The sequence below is a fragment of the Streptomyces gossypii genome, assembly GCF_025165795.1.
In the GTDB taxonomy this organism is placed as follows: Bacteria; Actinomycetota; Actinomycetes; order Streptomycetales; family Streptomycetaceae; genus Streptomyces; species Streptomyces gossypii.
This window is the reverse complement of record NZ_JAJAGO010000017.1, coordinates 137950-157106: the sequence shown is the minus strand read 5'-3', so window position 1 is coordinate 157106 and position 19157 is coordinate 137950. Positions and strand designations below refer to the sequence as shown.

Annotated in this window: 17 protein-coding genes, 1 rRNA gene and 1 riboswitch; of the genes, 13 read left to right on the top strand and 5 right to left on the bottom strand. The window is 70.0% G+C overall.

The features are described 5' to 3' along the window. Positions 1-5 precede the first annotated feature (5 nt). The 10 genes from rrf to LHJ74_RS29800 all read left to right on the top strand — a co-directional run bounded on the left by rrf (position 6) and on the right by LHJ74_RS29800 (position 9760). Positions 6-122 (top strand): 5S ribosomal RNA (gene rrf, locus LHJ74_RS29850). A 188-nt stretch (positions 123-310) separates the two neighbouring features. Then, entirely contained in the window at positions 311-919 is a 609-nt protein-coding gene (gene clsA, locus LHJ74_RS29845; protein ID WP_260221358.1) for a cardiolipin synthase ClsA, read from the top strand. A gap of 109 nt (positions 920-1028) precedes the next feature. Then, positions 1029-3524, top strand: a complete 2496-nt coding sequence (locus tag LHJ74_RS29840; RefSeq protein WP_260221346.1) for a mannose-1-phosphate guanyltransferase — start codon at positions 1029-1031, stop codon at positions 3522-3524. A 99-nt stretch (positions 3525-3623) separates the two neighbouring features. After that, positions 3624-4532, top strand: coding sequence for a DUF881 domain-containing protein (locus tag LHJ74_RS29835; RefSeq protein ID WP_260221344.1), 909 nt, complete (start codon positions 3624-3626; stop codon positions 4530-4532). Next, positions 4529-4861, top strand: a complete 333-nt coding sequence (locus LHJ74_RS29830) for a small basic family protein (protein WP_027750352.1) — start codon at positions 4529-4531, stop codon at positions 4859-4861. Before LHJ74_RS29835 ends, LHJ74_RS29830 begins: the two co-directional genes overlap by 4 nt. Positions 4862-4866: 5 nt before the next feature. Next, a complete protein-coding gene (locus tag LHJ74_RS29825; protein WP_260221342.1) occupies positions 4867-5628 on the top strand; it encodes a DUF881 domain-containing protein in 762 nt (253 codons plus the stop codon). A gap of 164 nt (positions 5629-5792) precedes the next feature. Further along, positions 5793-6587 carry a zinc-ribbon and FHA domain-containing protein gene (locus LHJ74_RS34285; protein ID WP_311203368.1) on the top strand — a complete coding sequence of 265 codons (795 nt, stop codon included), beginning with the start codon at positions 5793-5795 and terminating at the stop codon, positions 6585-6587. 228 nt (positions 6588-6815) lie between these two features. Continuing rightward, the gene (locus LHJ74_RS29810; protein ID WP_027750355.1) at positions 6816-7289 is read left to right on the top strand and encodes a bifunctional nuclease family protein; all 474 of its coding nucleotides are present in this window, start codon (positions 6816-6818) and stop codon (positions 7287-7289) included. 180 nt (positions 7290-7469) lie between these two features. Continuing rightward, positions 7470-8135: a MerR family transcriptional regulator gene (locus tag LHJ74_RS29805; protein ID WP_375546865.1), complete on the top strand. Its 666-nt coding sequence runs from the start codon at positions 7470-7472 to the stop codon at positions 8133-8135. Positions 8136-8176: 41 nt separating this feature from the next. Continuing rightward, entirely contained in the window at positions 8177-9760 is a 1584-nt protein-coding gene (locus LHJ74_RS29800) for a DNA polymerase IV (protein WP_260221341.1), read from the top strand. Here the strand turns inward: LHJ74_RS29800 and LHJ74_RS29795 are convergent. After that, positions 9676-10053, bottom strand: a complete 378-nt coding sequence (locus LHJ74_RS29795; RefSeq protein ID WP_260221340.1) for a PRC-barrel domain-containing protein — start codon at positions 10051-10053, stop codon at positions 9676-9678. The two genes, LHJ74_RS29800 and LHJ74_RS29795, sit on opposite strands and share 85 nt — an antisense overlap. Before the next feature lie 149 nt (positions 10054-10202). Beyond that, positions 10203-10300: riboswitch (glycine riboswitch) on the top strand. A gap of 185 nt (positions 10301-10485) precedes the next feature. On the opposite strand from LHJ74_RS29795, the gene gcvP reads away from it, so the two are divergent. Then, positions 10486-13389, top strand: coding sequence for an aminomethyl-transferring glycine dehydrogenase (gene gcvP / locus LHJ74_RS29790; protein WP_260221339.1), 2904 nt, complete (start codon positions 10486-10488; stop codon positions 13387-13389). A 117-nt stretch (positions 13390-13506) separates the two neighbouring features. Here gcvP and LHJ74_RS29785 read toward each other — a convergent pair whose 3' ends face one another. Both LHJ74_RS29785 and LHJ74_RS29780 read right to left on the bottom strand, forming a co-directional pair. Beyond that, the gene (locus LHJ74_RS29785) at positions 13507-13713 is read right to left on the bottom strand and encodes a DUF5999 family protein (RefSeq protein ID WP_311203366.1); all 207 of its coding nucleotides are present in this window, start codon (positions 13711-13713) and stop codon (positions 13507-13509) included. 284 nt (positions 13714-13997) lie between these two features. Beyond that, positions 13998-14561 (bottom strand): hypothetical protein, encoded by a 564-nt coding sequence (locus LHJ74_RS29780; protein WP_260221337.1) that lies wholly within the window; start codon positions 14559-14561, stop codon positions 13998-14000. A gap of 555 nt (positions 14562-15116) precedes the next feature. On the opposite strand from LHJ74_RS29780, the gene LHJ74_RS29775 reads away from it, so the two are divergent. Continuing rightward, positions 15117-16613 carry a glutamate-cysteine ligase family protein gene (locus LHJ74_RS29775; RefSeq protein ID WP_260221336.1) on the top strand — a complete coding sequence of 499 codons (1497 nt, stop codon included), beginning with the start codon at positions 15117-15119 and terminating at the stop codon, positions 16611-16613. A 139-nt stretch (positions 16614-16752) separates the two neighbouring features. Continuing rightward, positions 16753-17556, top strand: a complete 804-nt coding sequence (locus LHJ74_RS29770; RefSeq protein ID WP_375546864.1) for a CPBP family intramembrane glutamic endopeptidase — start codon at positions 16753-16755, stop codon at positions 17554-17556. Here the strand turns inward: LHJ74_RS29770 and LHJ74_RS29765 are convergent, their stop codons facing one another. Beyond that, positions 17557-18399, bottom strand: coding sequence for a PhzF family protein (locus LHJ74_RS29765; RefSeq protein WP_260221335.1), 843 nt, complete (start codon positions 18397-18399; stop codon positions 17557-17559). Between the two features lie 144 nt (positions 18400-18543). Then, positions 18544-19131: a CGNR zinc finger domain-containing protein gene (locus tag LHJ74_RS29760; protein WP_260221334.1), complete on the bottom strand. Its 588-nt coding sequence runs from the start codon at positions 19129-19131 to the stop codon at positions 18544-18546. Positions 19132-19157: the final 26 nt, after the last annotated feature.

Here is a 19157-nt window from a genome sequence, read left to right as displayed (position 1 = left end):
TGTGTTTCGGTGGTCATAGTGTGAGGGAAACGCCCGGTTACATTCCGAACCCGGAAGCTAAGCCTTGTTGCGCCGATGGTACTGCATGCGGGAGTGTGTGGGAGAGTAGGACGCCGCCGAACAATTTTTGTGTGTGGCCCTGCCGGGTTTCCGGTGGGGCCACACCCATTTCTGCGCCCACATATGCTTTCCTATTCGCACCAGAATCCGCGCCGCTCTCCGACCCTAGGACCCCGGACCCCGTGCCGGTGGTCTGTCCCGGTAAGGTCTGGTGGTCAGCACCACCGCATATGACACAGGGGAGGCCCGGGTGGAGGTCCAGGAGACACAGGTCCAGACGGACCGGGTCCTCACCATCCCGAACATCCTCAGTATGGCCCGCCTGGCCGGCGTACCGGTCTTCCTCTGGCTGATTCTCTGGCCGGAGTTCGGCGGGCCCAACTGCGATGGCTGGGCGCTTCTGGTCCTTGCGCTGAGCGGTGTCAGTGACTATCTGGACGGGAAGCTCGCGCGGCGCTGGAATCAGGTCAGCAACCTCGGGCGCATCCTCGACCCGGCTGCCGACCGTCTGTACATCCTGTCCACCCTCGTCGGCCTCACCTGGCGGGAAATCCTGCCATTCTGGCTGACCGGCGTGCTGCTGGCACGGGAGCTGCTCCTGCTGGTGATGGTCTGGCTCCTGGACCGTCATGGCTATGCTCCGCCGCAGGTCAACTTTCTGGGCAAGGCCGCCACCTTCAACTTGATGTACGCGTTCCCACTGCTGTTGCTCAGCGACGGGTCGGGCTGGCTGGCGTCGCTCGCCGCTGTTTTCGGCTGGGCATTCGCGGGCTGGGGTACGGCGCTCTACTGGTGGGCAGGACTCCTCTACGTGGTGCAGGTCCGCCGTCTCCTCAAGGCGGACGCCGCGGCCGGCTGAGCGCCGCCCTTCTACCGGCGGACTCCAGCTGCCCATAGTGTGAGCTCTTGGGACATCCTGGTTGGGTGAGCCGGCATTCCCGTCGCTGTACGAGGAGGACGCTTCCGTTATGAAGGCCGTTGTGATGGCAGGCGGCGAAGGCACACGCCTTCGCCCGATGACCGCGAGTATGCCCAAGCCGCTTCTGCCGGTGGCCAACCGGCCGATCATGGAGCACGTGCTGAGGCTGCTCAAGCGGCATGGCCTCAGCGAGACGGTCGTGACCGTGCAATTCCTCGCCTCGCTGGTCCGGAATTACTTCGGTGACGGCGAGGAGCTCGGAATGGAGCTGAGCTACGCCAACGAGGAGAAGCCGCTCGGTACGGCGGGAAGTGTGAAGAACGCCGAGGAAGCGCTCAAGGACGACTCGTTCCTCGTGATCTCCGGTGACGCCCTCACCGACTTCGATCTCACCGACCTCATCCGCTTCCACCGGGAGCACGGCGCTCTGGTCACCGTGTGCCTCACCAGGGTCCCGAACCCGCTCGAATTCGGCATCACGATCGTCGACGAGGAGGGAAAGGTCGAGCGGTTCCTGGAAAAACCCACCTGGGGCCAGGTCTTCTCGGACACCGTCAACACGGGTATCTATGTGATGGAGCCCGAGGTCTTCGACTACGTGGATCCGGATGTGCCCGTCGACTGGTCCGGTGATGTCTTCCCGCAGTTGATGAAGGAGGGCAAGCCGATCTACGGCTATGTGGCCGAGGGCTACTGGGAGGACGTCGGTACGCACGAGAGTTATGTGAAGGCCCAGGCGGACGTCCTCGAAGGCAAGGTCGCGGTCGATATCGACGGCTTCGAGATCTCGCCGGGAGTCTGGGTTGCGGAAGGCGCCGAAGTCCACCCCGACGCGGTGCTGCGCGGACCGCTCTACATCGGTGACTACGCAAAGGTCGAGGCCGGAGCCGAGATCCGTGAGCACTCCGTCATCGGCTCCAACGTCGTGGTGAAGACCGGGGCCTTCCTGCACCGCGCGGTGGTCCACGACAACGTCTACATCGGACAGCAGTGCAATCTGCGCGGCTGTGTCGTCGGCCGGAACACCGACATCATGCGCGCGGCCCGGATCGAGGACGGCGCGGTCATCGGTGACGAATGCCTCATCGGCGAGGAGTCGATCGTCCAGGGCAACGTCCGGGTGTACCCCTTCAAGACCGTCGAGGCGGGCGCCTTCGTCAACACCTCGGTGATCTGGGAGTCCCGCGGCCAGGCTCATCTCTTCGGCGCCCGCGGTGTTTCCGGGATCCTCAACGTCGAGATCACCCCGGAACTCGCCGTCCGGCTGGCCGGCGCGTACGCCACCACCCTGAAGAAGGGGTCCACGGTCACCACCGCCCGTGACCACTCCCGGGGCGCCCGGGCCCTCAAACGCGCCATCATCTCGGCGCTCCAGACCAGCGCCATCGACGTCCGGGATCTGGAGAACGTCCCGCTTCCCGTCGCACGTCAGCAGACGGCCAGGGGCAGCGCGGGCGGCATCATGATCCGCACGACCACCGGCGTGCCCGATTCCGTCGACATCATGTTCTTCGACGAGCGGGGTGCGGATCTCTCCCAGACCCAGCAGCGCAAACTCGACCGTGTCTACGCACGTCAGGAGTATCGCCGGGCGTTCCCCGGGGAGATCGGCGACCTCCGGTTCCCCGCCAGCGTCTTCGACTCGTACACCGGCTCGCTGCTCCGTGCCGTGGACACGACGGGGATCGCGGAGTCCGGCCTGAAGGTCGTCGTGGACGCCTCGAACGGCAGTGCCGGGCTGGTGCTTCCCACCCTGCTCGGTCGTCTCGGGGTCGAGGCGCTGACGATCAACCCGGGGCTGGATGAGAGGCGTCCGACCGAAACCGCCGAGGCCCGCCGCCACGGTCTCGTGCGTCTCGGAGAGATCGTCGCCTCCGCGCGCGCGGCCTTCGGGATCCGTCTCGACCCGGTCGGCGAGCGTATCTCCCTGGTGGACGAGCACGGCAGGATCATCGAGGATGACCGGGCCCTGCTGGTGATGCTCGACCTCGTCGCCGCCGAACGGCGCAGCGGCCGGGTGGCGTTGCCGGTCACCACCACCCGCATCGCCGAGCAGGTGGCTGCCTACCACGGGACCCAGGTTGAGTGGACGACCACCTCACCGGACGACCTGACGCGGGTCGGCCGGGAGGACGCCACGGTGTTCGGTGGTGACGGGCGGGGCGGCTTCATCGTGCCCGAGTTCAGCTCGGTGTTCGACGGCTCCGCCGCGTTCGCGCGGCTGCTGGGCCTGGTCGCCCGTACGCAGATCACCCTCAGCCGGATCGACGCACGGATTCCGCAGGCCCATGTACTGCGCCGGGACCTGGCCACGCCCTGGGCCGTGAAGGGGCTGGTGATGCGGCGGGTCGTCGAGGCCGCGGGCGACCGCCACGTCGACACCACCGACGGCGTGCGGGTCGTGGAGACCGACGGCCGGTGGGTCCTGGTCCTGCCGGACCGGGCGGAGGCCGTCACGCACCTGTGGGCGGAGGGGCCGGACGACGCGTCCGCACGGGCGCTTCTCGACGAGTGGGCCGCAGTGGTGGACAGCGCCGGAGACTGAGCGTCCTCGCCGCCCTCCGCGACGGCGCGCGCCATCGCAACGGGCGCCGGGGGCCCTGCCGGTGGGGCCGGTCGGCGATGCCGCCCGCGACGTGCGACGATGTGCGGCATGTCGCAGCAGCACCCCGGACGGAGTAGCGCAACGCGGCCCGCACGACCGGACGCCTCCATGTCGCTGCTGACCAATGTCATGGACCACAGTCTGGACGCGGGTTACGCCGAGGCGGCGGCCCGGCGGGAGGCAGCCGGTCAGTCGGGGCTGCCCCGCACCACGCAGGCCAAACTGTGGCTGGCCGTGGGCCTTGTGCTGGCCGCGCTCGTCGTCACGGTCGCTGCCGTGCAGGCTCGCGTCGACGCGCCCACCGTCGCCAAGGAGCGAGAAGAGCTGATCGACCGCGTCGAGGAGGGCACTCGGGAGGCCGAGGCACTGGAGGCGCGGATCGAAGAGCTGCGCAGCACCGTGGCGCGCAAGCAGAACGAGGCGCTGGAGAAGCACGGCGGGGACAAGGGCCTGCTGACCGCCCTGCTTTCGGGGGCCACGCCGACCGAAGGGCCCGGCATCAAACTGGTGATCGACGACGCCAAGGACACCAGGGGAAGCACCGGCGGCGGTCCGCGCCGCAGCAGCGGATTCTCCGACACCGGACGGCTCCGCGACCGGGACATGCAACGCGTGATCAACGGTCTGTGGGTGGCCGGTGCGGAGGCAGTGACCATCAACGACCAGCGGCTCACGGCCCTTTCCGCTATCAGGGCGGCGGGTGACGCCATACTGGTCGACAACAAGCCGCTCGCGCCGCCGTACACCGTGCTTGCGGTGGGCGAGGGCAGGGACTTGCGCAGCGGCTTCCAGGAGAGCGCGGACGGCCGGTACCTGCGGGTGCTGCGGGAGAACTACGGCGTGCGCTACGACATCTCCGTGCAGGACAAACTCCGGCTGCCGGCGGCGTCCAGCCTGGCCCTGCGCACAGCAGAGCCCGTGAAGACAGGAAAGGGCAGCACATCGTGATCGCCGTACTGGGCCTGATCGTGGGAGTCGTGGCCGGACTCGTCGTCCGGCCGGTGGTGCCGACGGTGGTGGAGCCCTACCTGCCGATTGCCGTGGTCGCCGCGCTGGACGCGGTCTTCGGCGGATTGCGGGCGATGCTCGACGGGATCTTCGACGACAAGGTGTTCGTCGTGTCGTTCCTGTCCAACGTGGTGGTCGCGGCCCTGATCGTCTTCCTCGGGGACAAGCTGGGGGTGGGCGCCCAGCTCTCCACCGGTGTGGTCGTGGTGCTCGGCATCCGCATCTTCTCCAACGCCGCCGCGATTCGCCGGCACGTCTTCCGGGCGTGAGGCCGATGAGCGACGACACGAACCCCGCCGGCAACTCGGCAGAACCCGAGGCCACCGGGCGTCAGCGGCTGATCGCCGCCGTCTGGCCGCCCCGGGTCACGCGCGCCCAACTCACCGTCGCCGTCCTGCTCTTCGTGCTCGGTCTGGGACTCGCCATCCAGGTACGTTCCACCAGCGAAGGCGGTCTGCTGCGCGGCGCCCGCCAGGAGGACCTCGTCCGCATCCTCGACGAGCTGGATGACCGGTCGGTGCGCCTGGAGCACGAGAAACAGCGGCTGGAAGGGCAGCGCCGGGAGCTGGAGAACAGTTCGGACCAGGCCGAGTCGGCCCGCAAGCAGACCCGGCAGAAGGAGCGCGAGCTGGGAGTGCTGGCGGGCACCGTCGCGGCCAAGGGGCCCGGTATACAGATCACGATCAGGGACACGACCGGGGCCGTCGAGGCCGATATGCTCCTGGACACGATCCAGGAGCTCCGCGCGGCCGGGGCTGAGGCGATCGAGGTCAACGAGGTGCGTGTGGTGGCGAGCACCTACTTCACTGACAGTGGCGACTCAGTGCGCATCGACGGTCACAAGGTTTCGGGGCCCTACGTTTTCGACGTGATCGGTGAGCCGAAGGACATGGAGCCCGCGCTCAACATCCCGGGTGGCGTTGTCCAGACGCTGGAGAAGGAGCAGGCCAGAGTGGAGGTCACCCGCCGGAAGAACATCACGGTGGACGCCTTGCGTTCGGCGAAGCGACCTGACTACGCTCGGTCATCAAAGTGAGGTGGCGATGAGTCTTCCAGGGGGTCGGCGGGGGTATGGGCACCGAGTGAGGGAAACTGTCCCGAGGCCGGAGACGTTGTCATGATGTACGGCCTGGTCAGTGAGAGTATTGAGGGTCTGTCCTGCCCCACGGGCGGGTCTGTTTCGTGCGAGGGGAATCGCCCGTGAGTTTCTTTTCGAAGTTGTTCGGCAAAAGCCGCCAGGACGGCGAAGGCGGAGCCTCCAGGCGGCACCGCGCCGCCCGGCATGGCGAGTCCACTCAGAACGGCGGAGGCGCCGAAGGCGGGCGCCCGCTGTTCCGTGACGAGCTGGATCCCCACTCGGGCGGGAGCGCGGGCGGTTACGGTGCCACGCCGTCCGACCCCTCGGCGACCGGACGCATAGGTGTGGTGGACCCGTCAGCACCCGCCCCGGGCGGAGGAGCCGCCTCGTCGGCCTGTCCGCGGTGCGGGAACCGCGTCACCGAGTCGAGCCGTTTCTGTTCGAACTGCGGCGCTCCGCTGCGTGGCGCCGCACCGGTGAGCGAGGGCCCGTCGGAGACGACGTCCACGATCTCGATCTCCGGTCTCGAGGCGTACGACTCGGAGGCGACGGGGCAGCACATGCTGCCGCTGCCTCCCGAGGCGCAGGCCGCCGTCGAGGCACTGCCCATGGGGTCGGCGCTGCTCGTGGTGCGCCGCGGACCGAACTCCGGCAGCCGGTTCCTGTTGGACGGCGACCTGACAACGGCCGGGCGGCATCCGCAGAGCGACATCTTCCTCGATGACGTGACGGTCTCGCGGCGCCATGTGGAGTTCCGGCGGGGTCAGGGCGGATTCACGGTCGCTGACGTGGGCAGTCTGAACGGCACCTACGTCAATCGTGAGCGGATCGACACCGGAATCCCACTGGCCAACGGTGACGAGGTCCAGATCGGCAAGTACCGCGTGGTCTTCTTCGCGAGCCAGCGCGGGGTCTGAGGGCGCGCGGGTCTCCCGCGGCGCCGCCACCGGCCGTACAGCCCCCTTCAAGGGCCCTTTGCGGGCTGTGAAGGGGGCTGTACGGCCGTGTGCGGGGCCTCCGGGGAGCTCGTGCGGGCCGGTGGGCCCGCCGCGCTGGGGGTGCTCCACGGCATCGGGTACACGAATGCCCTCGCCGAAAGGGTGCCCGACTACCCAAACAGGCCGGGCAGGTCCTAGGGTTGCTGTGTGAACGAGCTTGATGTTGTGGGTGTCCGGGTGGAAATGCCCTCCAATCAACCGATCGTTCTCCTGCGTGAAGTGGGAGGCGACCGGTACCTCCCCATTTGGATCGGCCCTGGGGAGGCGACGGCGATCGCCTTCGCCCAGCAGGGCATGACGCCTGCGCGACCGCTGACGCACGACCTGTTCAAGGACGTGCTGGAGGCCGTGGGGCAGGAGCTGACCGCGGTCCGGATCACGGATCTGCGCGAAGGCGTGTTCTATGCCGAGCTGGCCTTCGCCAGTGGTGTCGAGGTGAGCGCCCGCCCCTCGGACGCCATAGCTCTGGCGCTGCGGACGGGGACACCGATCTTCGGCAGCGACGGCGTGCTCGATGACGCGGGGATCGCGATTCCGGACGAGCAGGAGGACGAGGTGGAGAAGTTCCGCGAGTTCCTCGATCAGATCTCTCCGGAGGACTTCGGTACCAGCAGCCAGTGAGCCTGGCCGTCGCTCCGGGGCATGCGGGCGGGAAGTGGTTCCCGCCCTTCGGGCACGCGAAACCACTCTTTGGGTGATTATCACTCGGCGTGCTGAGTGTGGCGATCGTTGACGCACCCCGAGTGACTGCCTACCTTCAGTTGGGCAGGTTCCGGGAGGACTGTTCCCGGAATGTGACGGATGGAGGTCGGCGTGAGAAGCACCGGCGGCGACGGTACTGCGGCGGAGAGTTCGCCTTCCTCGCCTGTGTCACCCCCACAGCCCGCCTCGTCGGCCGGCCCGACCGCCCTCGGCACCGCCGCTCCGGACGGCACCCGCAGCGCCGGCGACGCCGCCTCGGGCGACCTCGCCTCCGACCAGCTCGGATACCGCGGCCCCACGGCCTGTGCCGCGACCGGCATCACCTATCGGCAGCTCGACTACTGGGCCCGCACCGGGCTGGTGGAGCCGAGTATCCGCTCGGCGTACGGCTCGGGCAGCCAGCGGCTGTACAGCTTCCACGATGTCGTCGTCCTCAAGATCGTGAAGCGGCTGCTGGGCACCGGTGTGTCGCTGCAGAACATCCGGACCGCCGTCGAGCACCTGCGGGCACGGGGCAAGACCGACCTGGCCCGCATGACGCTGATGAGCGACGGAGCCACCGTCTACGAGTGCTCCTCACCCGATGACGTCGTCGATCTGCTGCAGGGCGGCCAGGGAGTCTTCGGTATCGCCGTCGGAGTCGTCTGGAGGGACGTCGAGGGGGCGCTGTCCGCTCTGCACGCGGAGCGGGTGGACACGGGGGAGACGATCGTGGGCAGTCACCCGGGCGACGAGCTGGCACGCCGCCGCAACCGCGCCGGGTGAGAGTCTGAGCTTGTCAGTGGCGTGCGGCAGCATTGGCAGGTGTGAGACACGCACCGACCATCCTGCATCTCGACATGGACGCGTTCTTCGCCGCCGTGGAGCAGGCGTCGAAGCCGAGTCTGCGCGGGCGGCCCGTGATCGTGGGCGGGCTGGGCCCGCGCGGTGTGGTGTCCACGGCGTCGTACGAGGCCCGGAAGTTCGGTGTGCACTCCGCGATGCCCACGGCCCAGGCCCGCAGGCTCTGCCCCAACGCCGCCTACCTGACCCCCCGCTTCAGCCTCTACCGCCAGGTGAGCGACGTCGTGATGGAGCTGCTGGGCGGCCTGTCACCGCTGGTGGAGCCGCTCAGCCTGGATGAGGCGTTCGTCGATCTGGAGGCGGGCGGGGTGCCTCCGGACACCGAGGCGGCGCTGGAGGTGGCGCACCGCCTGCGCGGCGACATCCGGGCCGCGACGGGGCTGAGCGGCTCGGTGGGGCTGGCCGGGTCCAAACTCCTGGCCAAGATCGCGTCGGAGGACGCGAAACCGGACGGTCTGGTGGTGATACCCCCGGGCACGGAGCGGGAGCTGCTGGCGCCGCTGCCGGTGCGTACGCTGCCGGGCGTCGGCCCTGCCACCGCCGAGGCGCTGCGCCGGGCCGGGATCACCACGGTGGGTGAGACCGCGGAAGCGGGGGAGGCGGAGCTGCTGCGGCTGCTGGGCAGGGCGCACGGTGCCGGTCTGTACGTCATGGCGCAGGGAATCGACGAGCGGGCTGTGGTGGCGGAGCGTGATGCGAAGTCCGTTTCCGTCGAGGACACCTACGACGTGGATCTCACCGACCGTTCCCGGGTGCAGGGCGAGGTGGCGAGGCTGGCCGGCCGCTGCGTGGAGCGGCTCCGCGCGGCAGGCCGCTCCGGCCGCACTGTCGTGATCAAGGTGCGCAGCTATGACTTCTCCACGCTTACGCGCTCGGAGACGCTGCGCGGGCCGACGGACGACACGGGAGTGGTCCGGGAGGCCGCGGCCCGGCTGCTGGACGGCGTGGACACCACGGCCGGAGTACGGCTGCTGGGGGTGGGCGTGAGCGGTCTTGCCGACTACACGCAGGAGGATCTGTTCGCGCAGGCACACGCGCGGGAGGCGCAGGCGGCGGAGGCCGCCACGGCGCTGGAGGAGTCGGCTGCGACGGAAGACGAGCAGGTCGCGGCAGCGGTTGCGGCGGGAGGCGGGGCACCGGCGGCTGTCGCGGGCAGCGCGGGCCCTTCCGCTGAGCTTCCCGGAGGGTCCTCCGCGGCTGCCGGGCGCCCGGAGCCCCCTGATGCGGCACGCGGCTGGCCGCCCGGCCGCGACGTCCGGCACGCCCGGTTCGGCCCCGGCTGGGTGCAGGGCAGCGGAGTCGGACGGGTCACCGTGCGCTTCGAGCAGCCGGGATCCGCTCCGGGCCGGGTGCGCACGTTCGCCCTCGGCGACCCGGAGCTGGAACTCGCGGACCCGATCCCCCTGACGGCTCCGGCAGCCCGGCCGGGCCGGGCGGCGCCGGGAGAGCCCCAGGTTCAGCCTCATGTTCCGCCTGAGGGGCCTCCGGAGCCGCCTCCCGGCACGCCGGAGGGTCCCTCGCCCGCGCCGGGCACGTCCAGCCCGTAGTGGTTGTAGAGCTGGAGTTCCTGCTCGGGCGAGAGATGCCGCCCCACCCCGAAGTCCGGCGCGTCCTTGATCAGGGCACGCTCGAACGGGATGCGCAGCACGTCGCCGTCCAGCTCGCTGGGCTCCAGCGGGACGAAGGCGTCACGGCTGAAGAGGCCCGTGCGCACAGCGGCCCACTCCGGCTCTCCGGTGGCGTCGTCGAGGTACACCTCGTCCACTGTGCCGATCCTGGCCCCGTCGCGGTCGAACGCCTTGCGGCCGATCAGGCTCCGCGGATCGATCTCGGTCTGCACGATCCCTCCAACTGGTCGCCGACGCTCCGGGTGTGTCCAGGAACGCGTTCACGCCTGGTTCCACCCAAGGCCACATCGCGATGATTGGCCAGTTGAACGCCTGCCCGGTCACGCGGACGGGACACGCTGGTAGGCTCAGAAGCGGCTGTCGACCCCGCACGGGAGAGCTCTCCGGTGGCAGCACCGGAGGCGCCGAAGGAGCAACTCCTCCCCGGAATCTCTCAGGCTCACGTACCGTACGGGTGAGGTCACTCTGGAAAGCAGGGCGAGCGACGGACCAGTGCCGGAGCCCGTCCTCACCGACGGTGCAAGCCGGGTCGACCCGGGATTCGGGCGGCCGGTGAAGCTCTCAGGTTGAGATGACAGAGGGGGAGGCCGTCCGGGCACCGTCAGGTGCCCTCGCAGGTCGTTGAGACCAGGAGGCCCCCGCTGATGACCGCCAACCGTCATTCCCTCGCCGACCTTGAGCGTGGTACGCCCTTCGAACGCCGCCACATCGGGCCAGACGCCTCGGACCAGGCCAAGATGCTGGCCCAGGTCGGCTTCGGTTCGCTCGACGAGCTCACCGCCGCCGCCGTGCCGGACGTCATCCGCAGCACCGAGGCCCTGCGCCTCCCGGACGCCCGCAGCGAGGCGGACGTCCTCGACGAGCTGCGCGGCCTCGCCCAGCGCAACCAGGTCCTCCAGCCGATGATCGGCCTCGGGTACTACGGCACCTTCACCCCGCCGGTGATCCTCCGCAACGTGATGGAGAACCCGGCCTGGTACACGGCCTACACGCCGTACCAGCCGGAGATCTCCCAGGGGCGTCTGGAGGCCCTGCTCAACTTCCAGACCGTGGTCTCCGACCTGACCGGACTGCCCACCTCGGGTGCGTCCCTGCTGGACGAGAGCACGGCAGCCGCCGAGGCGGTCGCCCTGTCCCGGCGGGTCGGCAAGGTGAAGCAGGGCGTCTATGTGATCGACGCCGACTGCATGCCGCAGACGATCGCCGTGATCCGGACCCGCGCGGAGCCGACCGGTGTCGAGACGGTGGTCGCCGACCTGAGCGAGGGCATTCCGGCCGAGGTAGCCGAGCGTGGCGTCTTCGGCGTGCTCGTCCAGTACCCCGGCGCCTCCGGAGCCGTGCGCGACCCGCGCGCCGTGATCGAGCAGGCCCACGGGCTCGGTGCCGTCGTCACCCTCGCGGCCGATCTGCTGGCACTGACGCTGCTCACCTCGCCCGGCGAACTCGGCGCGGACATCGCGGTGGGATCCAGCCAGCGCTTCGGCGTCCCGATGGGCTTCGGCGGGCCGCACGCGGGCTACATGGCGGTGCGCGACAGCTACGCACGCAGCCTGCCCGGACGGCTGGTGGGCGTCTCCAAGGACGCTGACGACGCTCAGGCGTACCGGCTCGCGCTGCAGACCCGTGAGCAGCACATCCGCCGCGAGAAGGCCACCAGCAACATCTGTACGGCCCAGGTGCTGCTCGCGGTGATGGCCGGGATGTACGCGGTCTACCACGGCCCGGACGGACTGGCCGCGATCGCCCGCCGCACCCACCGCTACACCACGCTGCTCGCCGAGGGCCTGCGCGCGGGAGGCGCGGAGGTGGTCCACGCGGCGTACTTCGACACCCTGACCGTACGGACCGAGGGCCGCGCGGCCCAGGTCGTGGCGGCGGCGTGTGAGGCCGGTGTCAACCTCCGCCTCGTGGACGAGGACCATGTGGGCGTCTCCTGCGACGAGACCACCGGCCGGGCCCAGCTGACGGCCGTCTGGCGCGCCTTCGGAGTGGAGGCGGCCACCTTCGGCGACTCCGGCATCGACGAGCTGGACGCCGCCGCCGGTGACCCGCTGCCCGAGGCGCTGCTGCGTACGGACGACTACCTCACCCACCCCGTCTTCCACCAGCACCGCTCCGAAACCGCGATGCTGCGCTATCTGCGCAGGCTCGCGGACCGGGACTACGCGCTGGACCGCGGCATGATCCCGCTGGGTTCCTGCACGATGAAGCTGAACGCGACGACCGAGATGGAGGCGGTGACCTGGCCCGGCTTCGCCGGCATGCACCCCTTCGCGCCGGTCGACCAGGCGCAGGGCTATCTCACGCTGATCCGGGAGCTGGAGGAGCGGCTGGCCGAGGTCACCGGCTACGACGAGGTCTCCCTCCAGCCCAATGCCGGCTCCCAGGGCGAGCTGGCCGGACTGCTGGCGGTGCGTGCCTACCACCGTGCCAACGGCGACCCGCAGCGCACGGTCTGCCTCATCCCGTCCTCGGCGCACGGGACCAACGCGGCGAGCGCCGTCATGGCCGGCATGAAGGTCGTCATCGTCAAGACCGGCGACGACGGGGACGTCGACGCCGAGGATCTGCGGGCCAAGATCGAGAAGCACGGCGCGGAGCTGGCCGTCCTCATGGTCACCTACCCCTCCACACATGGGGTGTTCGAGGAGCACATCACCGACATCTGCGCGGCTGTGCACGACGCGGGCGGCCAGGTCTACGTCGACGGCGCGAACCTCAACGCGCTGCTCGGACTGGCCCGGCCGGGCCGCTTCGGGGCGGACGTCTCGCACCTCAACCTGCACAAGACCTTCTGCATCCCGCACGGCGGCGGCGGCCCGGGCGTGGGCCCGGTCGGTGTACGGGCACATCTGGCGCCCTATCTGCCCAACCATCCCCTGCAGCCGTCGGCCGGCCCGGAGACGGGCATCGGGCCGGTCTCGGGAGCGCCCTGGGGGTCGGCCGGCATCCTGCCGATCTCCTGGGCCTATGTGCGGCTGATGGGCTCGGAGGGGCTGCGCCGGGCCACCCAGGTCGCGGTGCTCGGGGCGAACTACGTCGCCAAGCGTCTGGAGCCCCACTACCCGGTGCTCTACACCGGGCCGGGAGGGCTCATCGCGCACGAGTGCATCATCGACGTACGGCCGCTGACGAAGGCGACGGGCGTGAGCATCGACGACGTCGCCAAGCGGCTGATCGACTACGGTTTCCACGCGCCGACGATGTCCTTCCCCGTCGCCGGGACGCTGATGATCGAGCCCACCGAGAGTGAGGACCTGGCGGAGCTGGATCGCTTCTGCGCCGCGATGATCGCGATCCGGGCGGAGATCGACAAGGTCGCCTCCGGGGAGTGGACGGCGGAGGACAACCCGCTGCGGAACGCGCCGCACACGGCCGCGCAGCTGGGGCGTGACTGGGAGTTCCCGTACAGCCGTCAGGAGGCGGCCTTCCCGGCCGGGGTCGAGGCATCCGACAAGTACTGGCCGCCGGTGCGGCGGGTCGACGGCGCGTTCGGGGACCGCAACCTGGTGTGCTCGTGCCCGCCGATGGAGGAGTACGACAGCTGACGTGGCGGGTCCGGCTGCTGCGGCCGGATTGCGCGATACGGGGCCGGTACGGCGGTGACGCCGGCCGGCCCCAGGTGGGTCTCTGCCCAGGCCGCGTTCAGCCTGCTCAGCGTGTGCTCAGGCCGCGGCGGTGACGCTCTCGGTGCCGAGCGGGCGGTGCGGAGCGATGATCTCGCCGTCCGGCAGCAGCTCGCCGGTGTCCTCGAAGAGCAGAACGCCGTTGCACAGCAGGCTCCACCCCTGCTCCGGGAAGTGCGCCACGAGGTGCGCCGCTTCCCGGTCGGCGGATTCCGCGGTGGGGCACGGTGGCTGGTGCTTGCACATTGTCGGTGCCGTCTTCCGTTGTGTGAGCTTTTCTGTCGTGCGGCTTGGTTCGGTATCCATGGCCGCCCCCCGTTCCATGCGTGTGTCCCCAGTGTTGCCCTGCGGACGTGATTCCGCAGGGATTTAGCGGCAGCACTTCTCACCGGTTAGGGACGCGTCACCCACAGGAGCGGTTGCCCGCGAGACTACCCCCCTTCCGGGCGGCGTTGCGGGCGGGTCGGACTACCTTCGACGGGGTGCCGGACGGCAGCCGGACAGCTGCTTCACACGACCGTGCCGAAGCGTCACACGACGGTGCCGAGCAGCGGCGTGGCCATCAGCCGGTGCACCAGCAGCGGCAGCAGCGCATCCATCCGGTGCGGCTGGTGGGCGGCGATGCCCGGCGGTGCCGGGGCCAGCGGGATCAGCAGGTCGGCGGCCTCCGGGAACCCCTCGGCCGGGTCTGCCTCCGCGTCGCCGTGCAGCCACAGCGTCAGCGTGTACAGCTCCGGTACGGACAGCAGCCGCGGCTGGTACGTCAGCGGCAGTGCCTCGGCCTGGTCCAGGGCCCGCCGGGTGGAGGTGACATACGGTCCCGCGCTGAAGTGCGCGAAAGTCCAGCCCTCCGCGCTCAACTTCGCCTCGGCGGCGCCCGCTTGGCCGCCCGTGCCGGTGTCGCGGAGCAGGAAGCGCCAGCCCGTCAGCCGGGTGTGCGGTGGGCCCTGCTGCTGGCCGTCCCGGCTGATCTCATGGACGGGCAGCGCGAGTTCGGGCCGGGCGGAACCAGCGCCGGGGGCCGCAGGGGAGCCAAGGGCCTCGAGCACGCTGCGCAGAGCGGGTGTCGGAGCCGGGGGAACACGCAAGGGCATGATGGGTCGCCTCTCACTTCGCCGGACACGGCGGTGCTGAAAAAGGGAGCGCGGACGGCACTGTCGGCGTAGGGATGAGCCGCGGGGAGGCGGCTGGGGCGTCGACAGTCGGGGGCCGTACGGGCGCCAAGTCTCTGCCTCTTCAGAAGAGTTTATACGACAGGTGTTCTGCCAGGGATTCCCTAATGCTGGCACGCTGGTTTTACAAGGAGATATCCGGACGGTTTCCCCGGTGTATTTCTGAGGGTATGCACCGGCCGCACAACTCCTGCCACCGATTCAGTTCCGGGCGTGGTCGGCCGAATCCCGACCGTACCTTTCTCGCGATTCTCGCGTACGCTGCCTGCTCGTCGCTTCCCGCGCGGTATGCCTGCGGAATGTGCCGCCGTGGTAGGCGAGGTGCCAGCGTAACGCGTGCGGAACGTGAACGACGAGGGGTAATCGATCACATGGCCGGGCATCATCGTGCGTAGTACCCGCGGCAACGGCCGCGGGCGGCGCGACGGTGCCCGGTCGGGCAGTCCGGCCCGGTCCCGGCAGAAGAGGAGCGCCCCGATGGGTGAGAAGGTCGTGGCCAACAGGTTCGGCCTGTCCGATCGGCAGCGCTACCGGCACAAGCTCCACCGGTGCCTCGACGGCCTGGAACACCTGCTGAGGGAGCAGCGGTTCGACCGCCCGCGCAACCTGATGGGGCTGGAGATCGAACTCAACCTCGCCGACGCCGACGGCATGCCGCGGATGATGAACGCTCAGGTGCTCGAACGCATCGCCAGCAAGGATTTCCAGACGGAACTGGGCCAGTTCAATCTCGAGGCCAATATAGTCCCGCACCAGCTGACCGGCCGGGTGCTCGACCAACTGGCGGAGGAGCTGCGTACCGGGCTCGCCTACGCGGACCGGCAGGCGCGTGAAGTCGCCGCCCGTATCGTGATGATCGGCATTCTGCCCACGCTCACGGCGGACGACCTCGTCAGCTCGAACCTCTCCGCCGTCGACCGCTACCTGCTCCTCAACGACCAGATAATGGCTTCCCGCGGCGAAGACGTCACCGTCGACATACAGGGCGTCGAACGACTCTCCTACTCCTCCGAATCCATCGCGGCGGAGGCCGCCTGCACCTCGGTGCAGCTGCATCTCCAGGTGACACCCGAGCGGTTCGCCCCGGTGTGGAACGCGGCCGAGGCCATCGCGGGGCCGCAGATCGCGATGGGCGCCAACTCCCCGTTCGCGTTCGGCCGGGAGCTGTGGCGGGAATCCCGGCTGCCGCTGTTCCTCCAGTCCACCGACACCAGGCCGCCGGAGCTGGCCGCGCAGGGCGTACGGCCCCGGACCTGGTTCGGCGAGCGCTGGATCGACTCGGTCCGCGAACTCTTCGAGGAGAACCTCCGCTACTTCCCGTCGCTGCTGCCGTTGTGCGACGAGGAGGACCCGCTGCGGGAGCTGGAGCACGGCCGCATACCCGGCCTCGCCGAACTCGTCCTGCACAACGGCACGATCTACCGCTGGAACCGGCCCGTGTACGGCGTCGCGGACGGCGTGCCGCACCTGCGGGTGGAGAACCGGGTGCTTCCCGGCGGGCCCACCGTCACCGACGTGCTCGCCAACGCCGCCTTCTACTACGGCCTGGTGCGCGCCCTCGCCGACTCGCCGCGGCCGGTGTGGAAGCGCATGCCGTTCGCCGCCGCCGAGGCGAACTTCACCGCGGCCTGCCGGTACGGCATCGACGCCGAACTGCACTGGCCGCGCCCCGGCCGGGCCGGGGGCCTGACCACTGTGCCCGCGGTGCGGCTCGTCCGGGACGAACTGCTGCCGCTCGCCGCGGCCGGCCTGGACTCCTGGGGAGTCGAGCCCGCCGACCGGGACAATTACCTGGGGATCGTGGAGGAGCGCTGCAGGCGGCGGATGAACGGCGCGTCCTGGCAGTCCGCCGTCTACCACCGGGCGCGGGAGGCCGGGCTCGGCCGCGAGAAGGCGCTGACGGCCATGACCCGGCGGTACTGCGAACTGGCCGGTACGGGCGAGCCCGTGCACGACTGGCCGCTCTTCCCGTAGGTCTCTTCCGGAAGGCACGCCGCGCCAGTGCGGCCCCCCGCGACATGCGGAAGTACGGCGTCGGGCAAGCTGTGATCTCCCATGGCGTACCCGCTGCGCCGCGCCGTCGGCCGCGCCGTCCGCATCAGAGGAGGCCCCTGTGCACCCACAGGCGCGTGACACCGCGTCGCCCTACCACGAGACGGAGCTGTCGGGACCGACGCTCCGCCGGGAGACGCTGCTCGTACTCGCCCTTTCGCTCGGAGCGAGTGCCGTGTCCTCGCTGATCAGCTTCACCGGCTCGCTGACCGAGCCGGGCGGACTGGCGGACCAGGCGGCGCAGCTGAACTCCTCACAGGCGCCCGACCGGCCCTGGCTGGATCTGGCCTGGCAGCTGTTCGGGATCGCCACGGCCCTGGTACCGGTCGCGCTGGTGGCCCACCTGCTGGCGCGCGAAGGGGCCGGAGGGCTTCGGGCGGTGGGGCTGGACCTGCGGCGGCCGGGATTCGATCTGGGCCGGGGTACGGGTGTCGCGGCCGTGATCGGAGGCACCGGACTGCTGCTCTACCTCGGCGCACAGGCCGCGGGGTTCAGCCTCACAGTGGTGCCCGAGAACCTGCCGGAGGTGTGGTGGAAGATCCCGGTGCTGATCGCCTCCGCGGTGCAGAACTCCGTCGTCGAGGAGGTGATCGTCCTCGGCTATCTGCTGCGCAGGCTCGACCAGAGCGGCTGGACGCCGTTGGCGGCGCTTGCCGCGAGCGCCGGACTGCGCGGCTCCTACCATCTCTACCAGGGGATCGGCGGGTTCATCGGGAACATGGTGATGGGCGTGCTGTTCGTGCTGCTGTACCGCCGGTGGGGCCGGATCGGGCCGCTGGTCGCGGCGCACGCGCTCATCGACATCGTGGCCTTCGTGGGGTACGCGCTGCTGGCCGGGAAGGTGAGCTGGCTGCCCACCGCCTGATCACAGGGCGACGAGCAGCTCCGCGTCCAGGACGGTGACGGCGCTGCCGGTCAGCTCGGTACGGTCGCCGCGCAGCAGCGTACGGACCACCCCGGTGCGGGCGGACGCCTGGAAGCCGGTCAGGGCCTCGCGTCCCAGCCGGGCGGACCACAGCGGAGCGAGCGCCGTGTGCGCGCTGCCGGTGACCGGGTCCTCGGGGATGCCCACCGCCGGGGCGAAGACCCGTGACACGTAGTCGTAGCCCGAGCCCGCCGGATCGGCTGCCGCTGCGGTGACGATGACGGCGCGGCCGGAAAGCCGGGCGAGAGCGGCCAGGTCGGGGACGACCTCGCGTACCGCCTGCTCGTCCCGCAGCTCGATCAGCAGGTCGCCGACGCCCGGGCTGGTGTCGTACGCCGCCGCCACCTTCGCGCCCAGAGCGGTGGCCACCTCTCCCGGTGTTCCGATCGCGGTGAGCGTCGAGGTCGGAAAGTCGAGGGTGATCTCGCCGCTCCCGTGGGCTTCGGCGCTCAGCACGCCGCTGCGGGTACGGAAGCGGATGCGGCCGTCCGCGGCCCCGGTCGTGTGGAGCACATGCGCGGTGGCCAGGGTGGCGTGGCCGCAGAGGTCCACCTCGGTGCCGGGGGTGAACCAGCGCAGCTCCCAGTCGGCTTCGGCCTCTCTGTCCCCTTCCGTGTTCCCGCTCGCCGGGCGGGCGTAGGCGGTTTCGGAGAGGTTCATCTCGAGCGCGAACCGCTGGAGCCGGAGATCTTCCGGCCACGGACCGGAGTCCAGCAGGACGACGGCTGCCGGATTGCCGGTGTAAGGGTGGTCGGCGAAGGCGTCCACGGTACGAATCCTCATGCGCCGGAGCCTAACGACCTGGTGCACGTTAGCCAGTGGATCAGGTCGTAAGGGCTGCGGCGTCACCCCCGGAGTCGGTGCCGTGATCGAACAGCAGCATCCAATTTCGTCCCAGGGATCGGCCGCGTCCAGAGGGGATGACGGTCAGCGGTGGTACCGGCGGTGGGCGGCCACGCGTTCCCTCGTGGCGCAGCGCCGCGAGCAGTAGCGGCGTTCGGGGCCGCTGCCCTGAGCCAGGAAGACGTTGCGGCAGCTGGGCGACGCGCACAATCCGCCGGGCCGGCGCTGGCGGTCCCAGACCAGGACGGTCAGGGCCAGGCAGGAGGAGGTGAGGAACCACTCGCCCCATGGTCCGTCGTCGGCACGGTCCAGATGCGGGTGCCATGGGGTGCTTCCCCCGTGCGAGGTGAGACGTACCGGGCCGGCGTGCTCCAGCAGGAGGCGGTTCAGCGCGGCGGCGGCGTCGTCGACGTGGGCGGCGGCGAACACCTCGCGCAGCAGCAGGGCGGCGTTACGCATCTCGCTCACGTCTTCGGTGGAGAGCGCGGGGGGCCCGGTCTCGCCGTGTGCGCGCAGCACCTCCGCGACCGCCGCCGGCGCCGGGGCGGTGCCGTCCGGCGCGTCGCCGGTCAGCACGTTGATGAGAGCGCCCGTCCGCTGGACGGTGGCCTGCACGGAGTGGCGGGTGGACCAGTCGTCAGGAGTGGGGAGCACACGACCAATGTAACGCATCTCGCCAATCTTTGAGTTACCCGCGT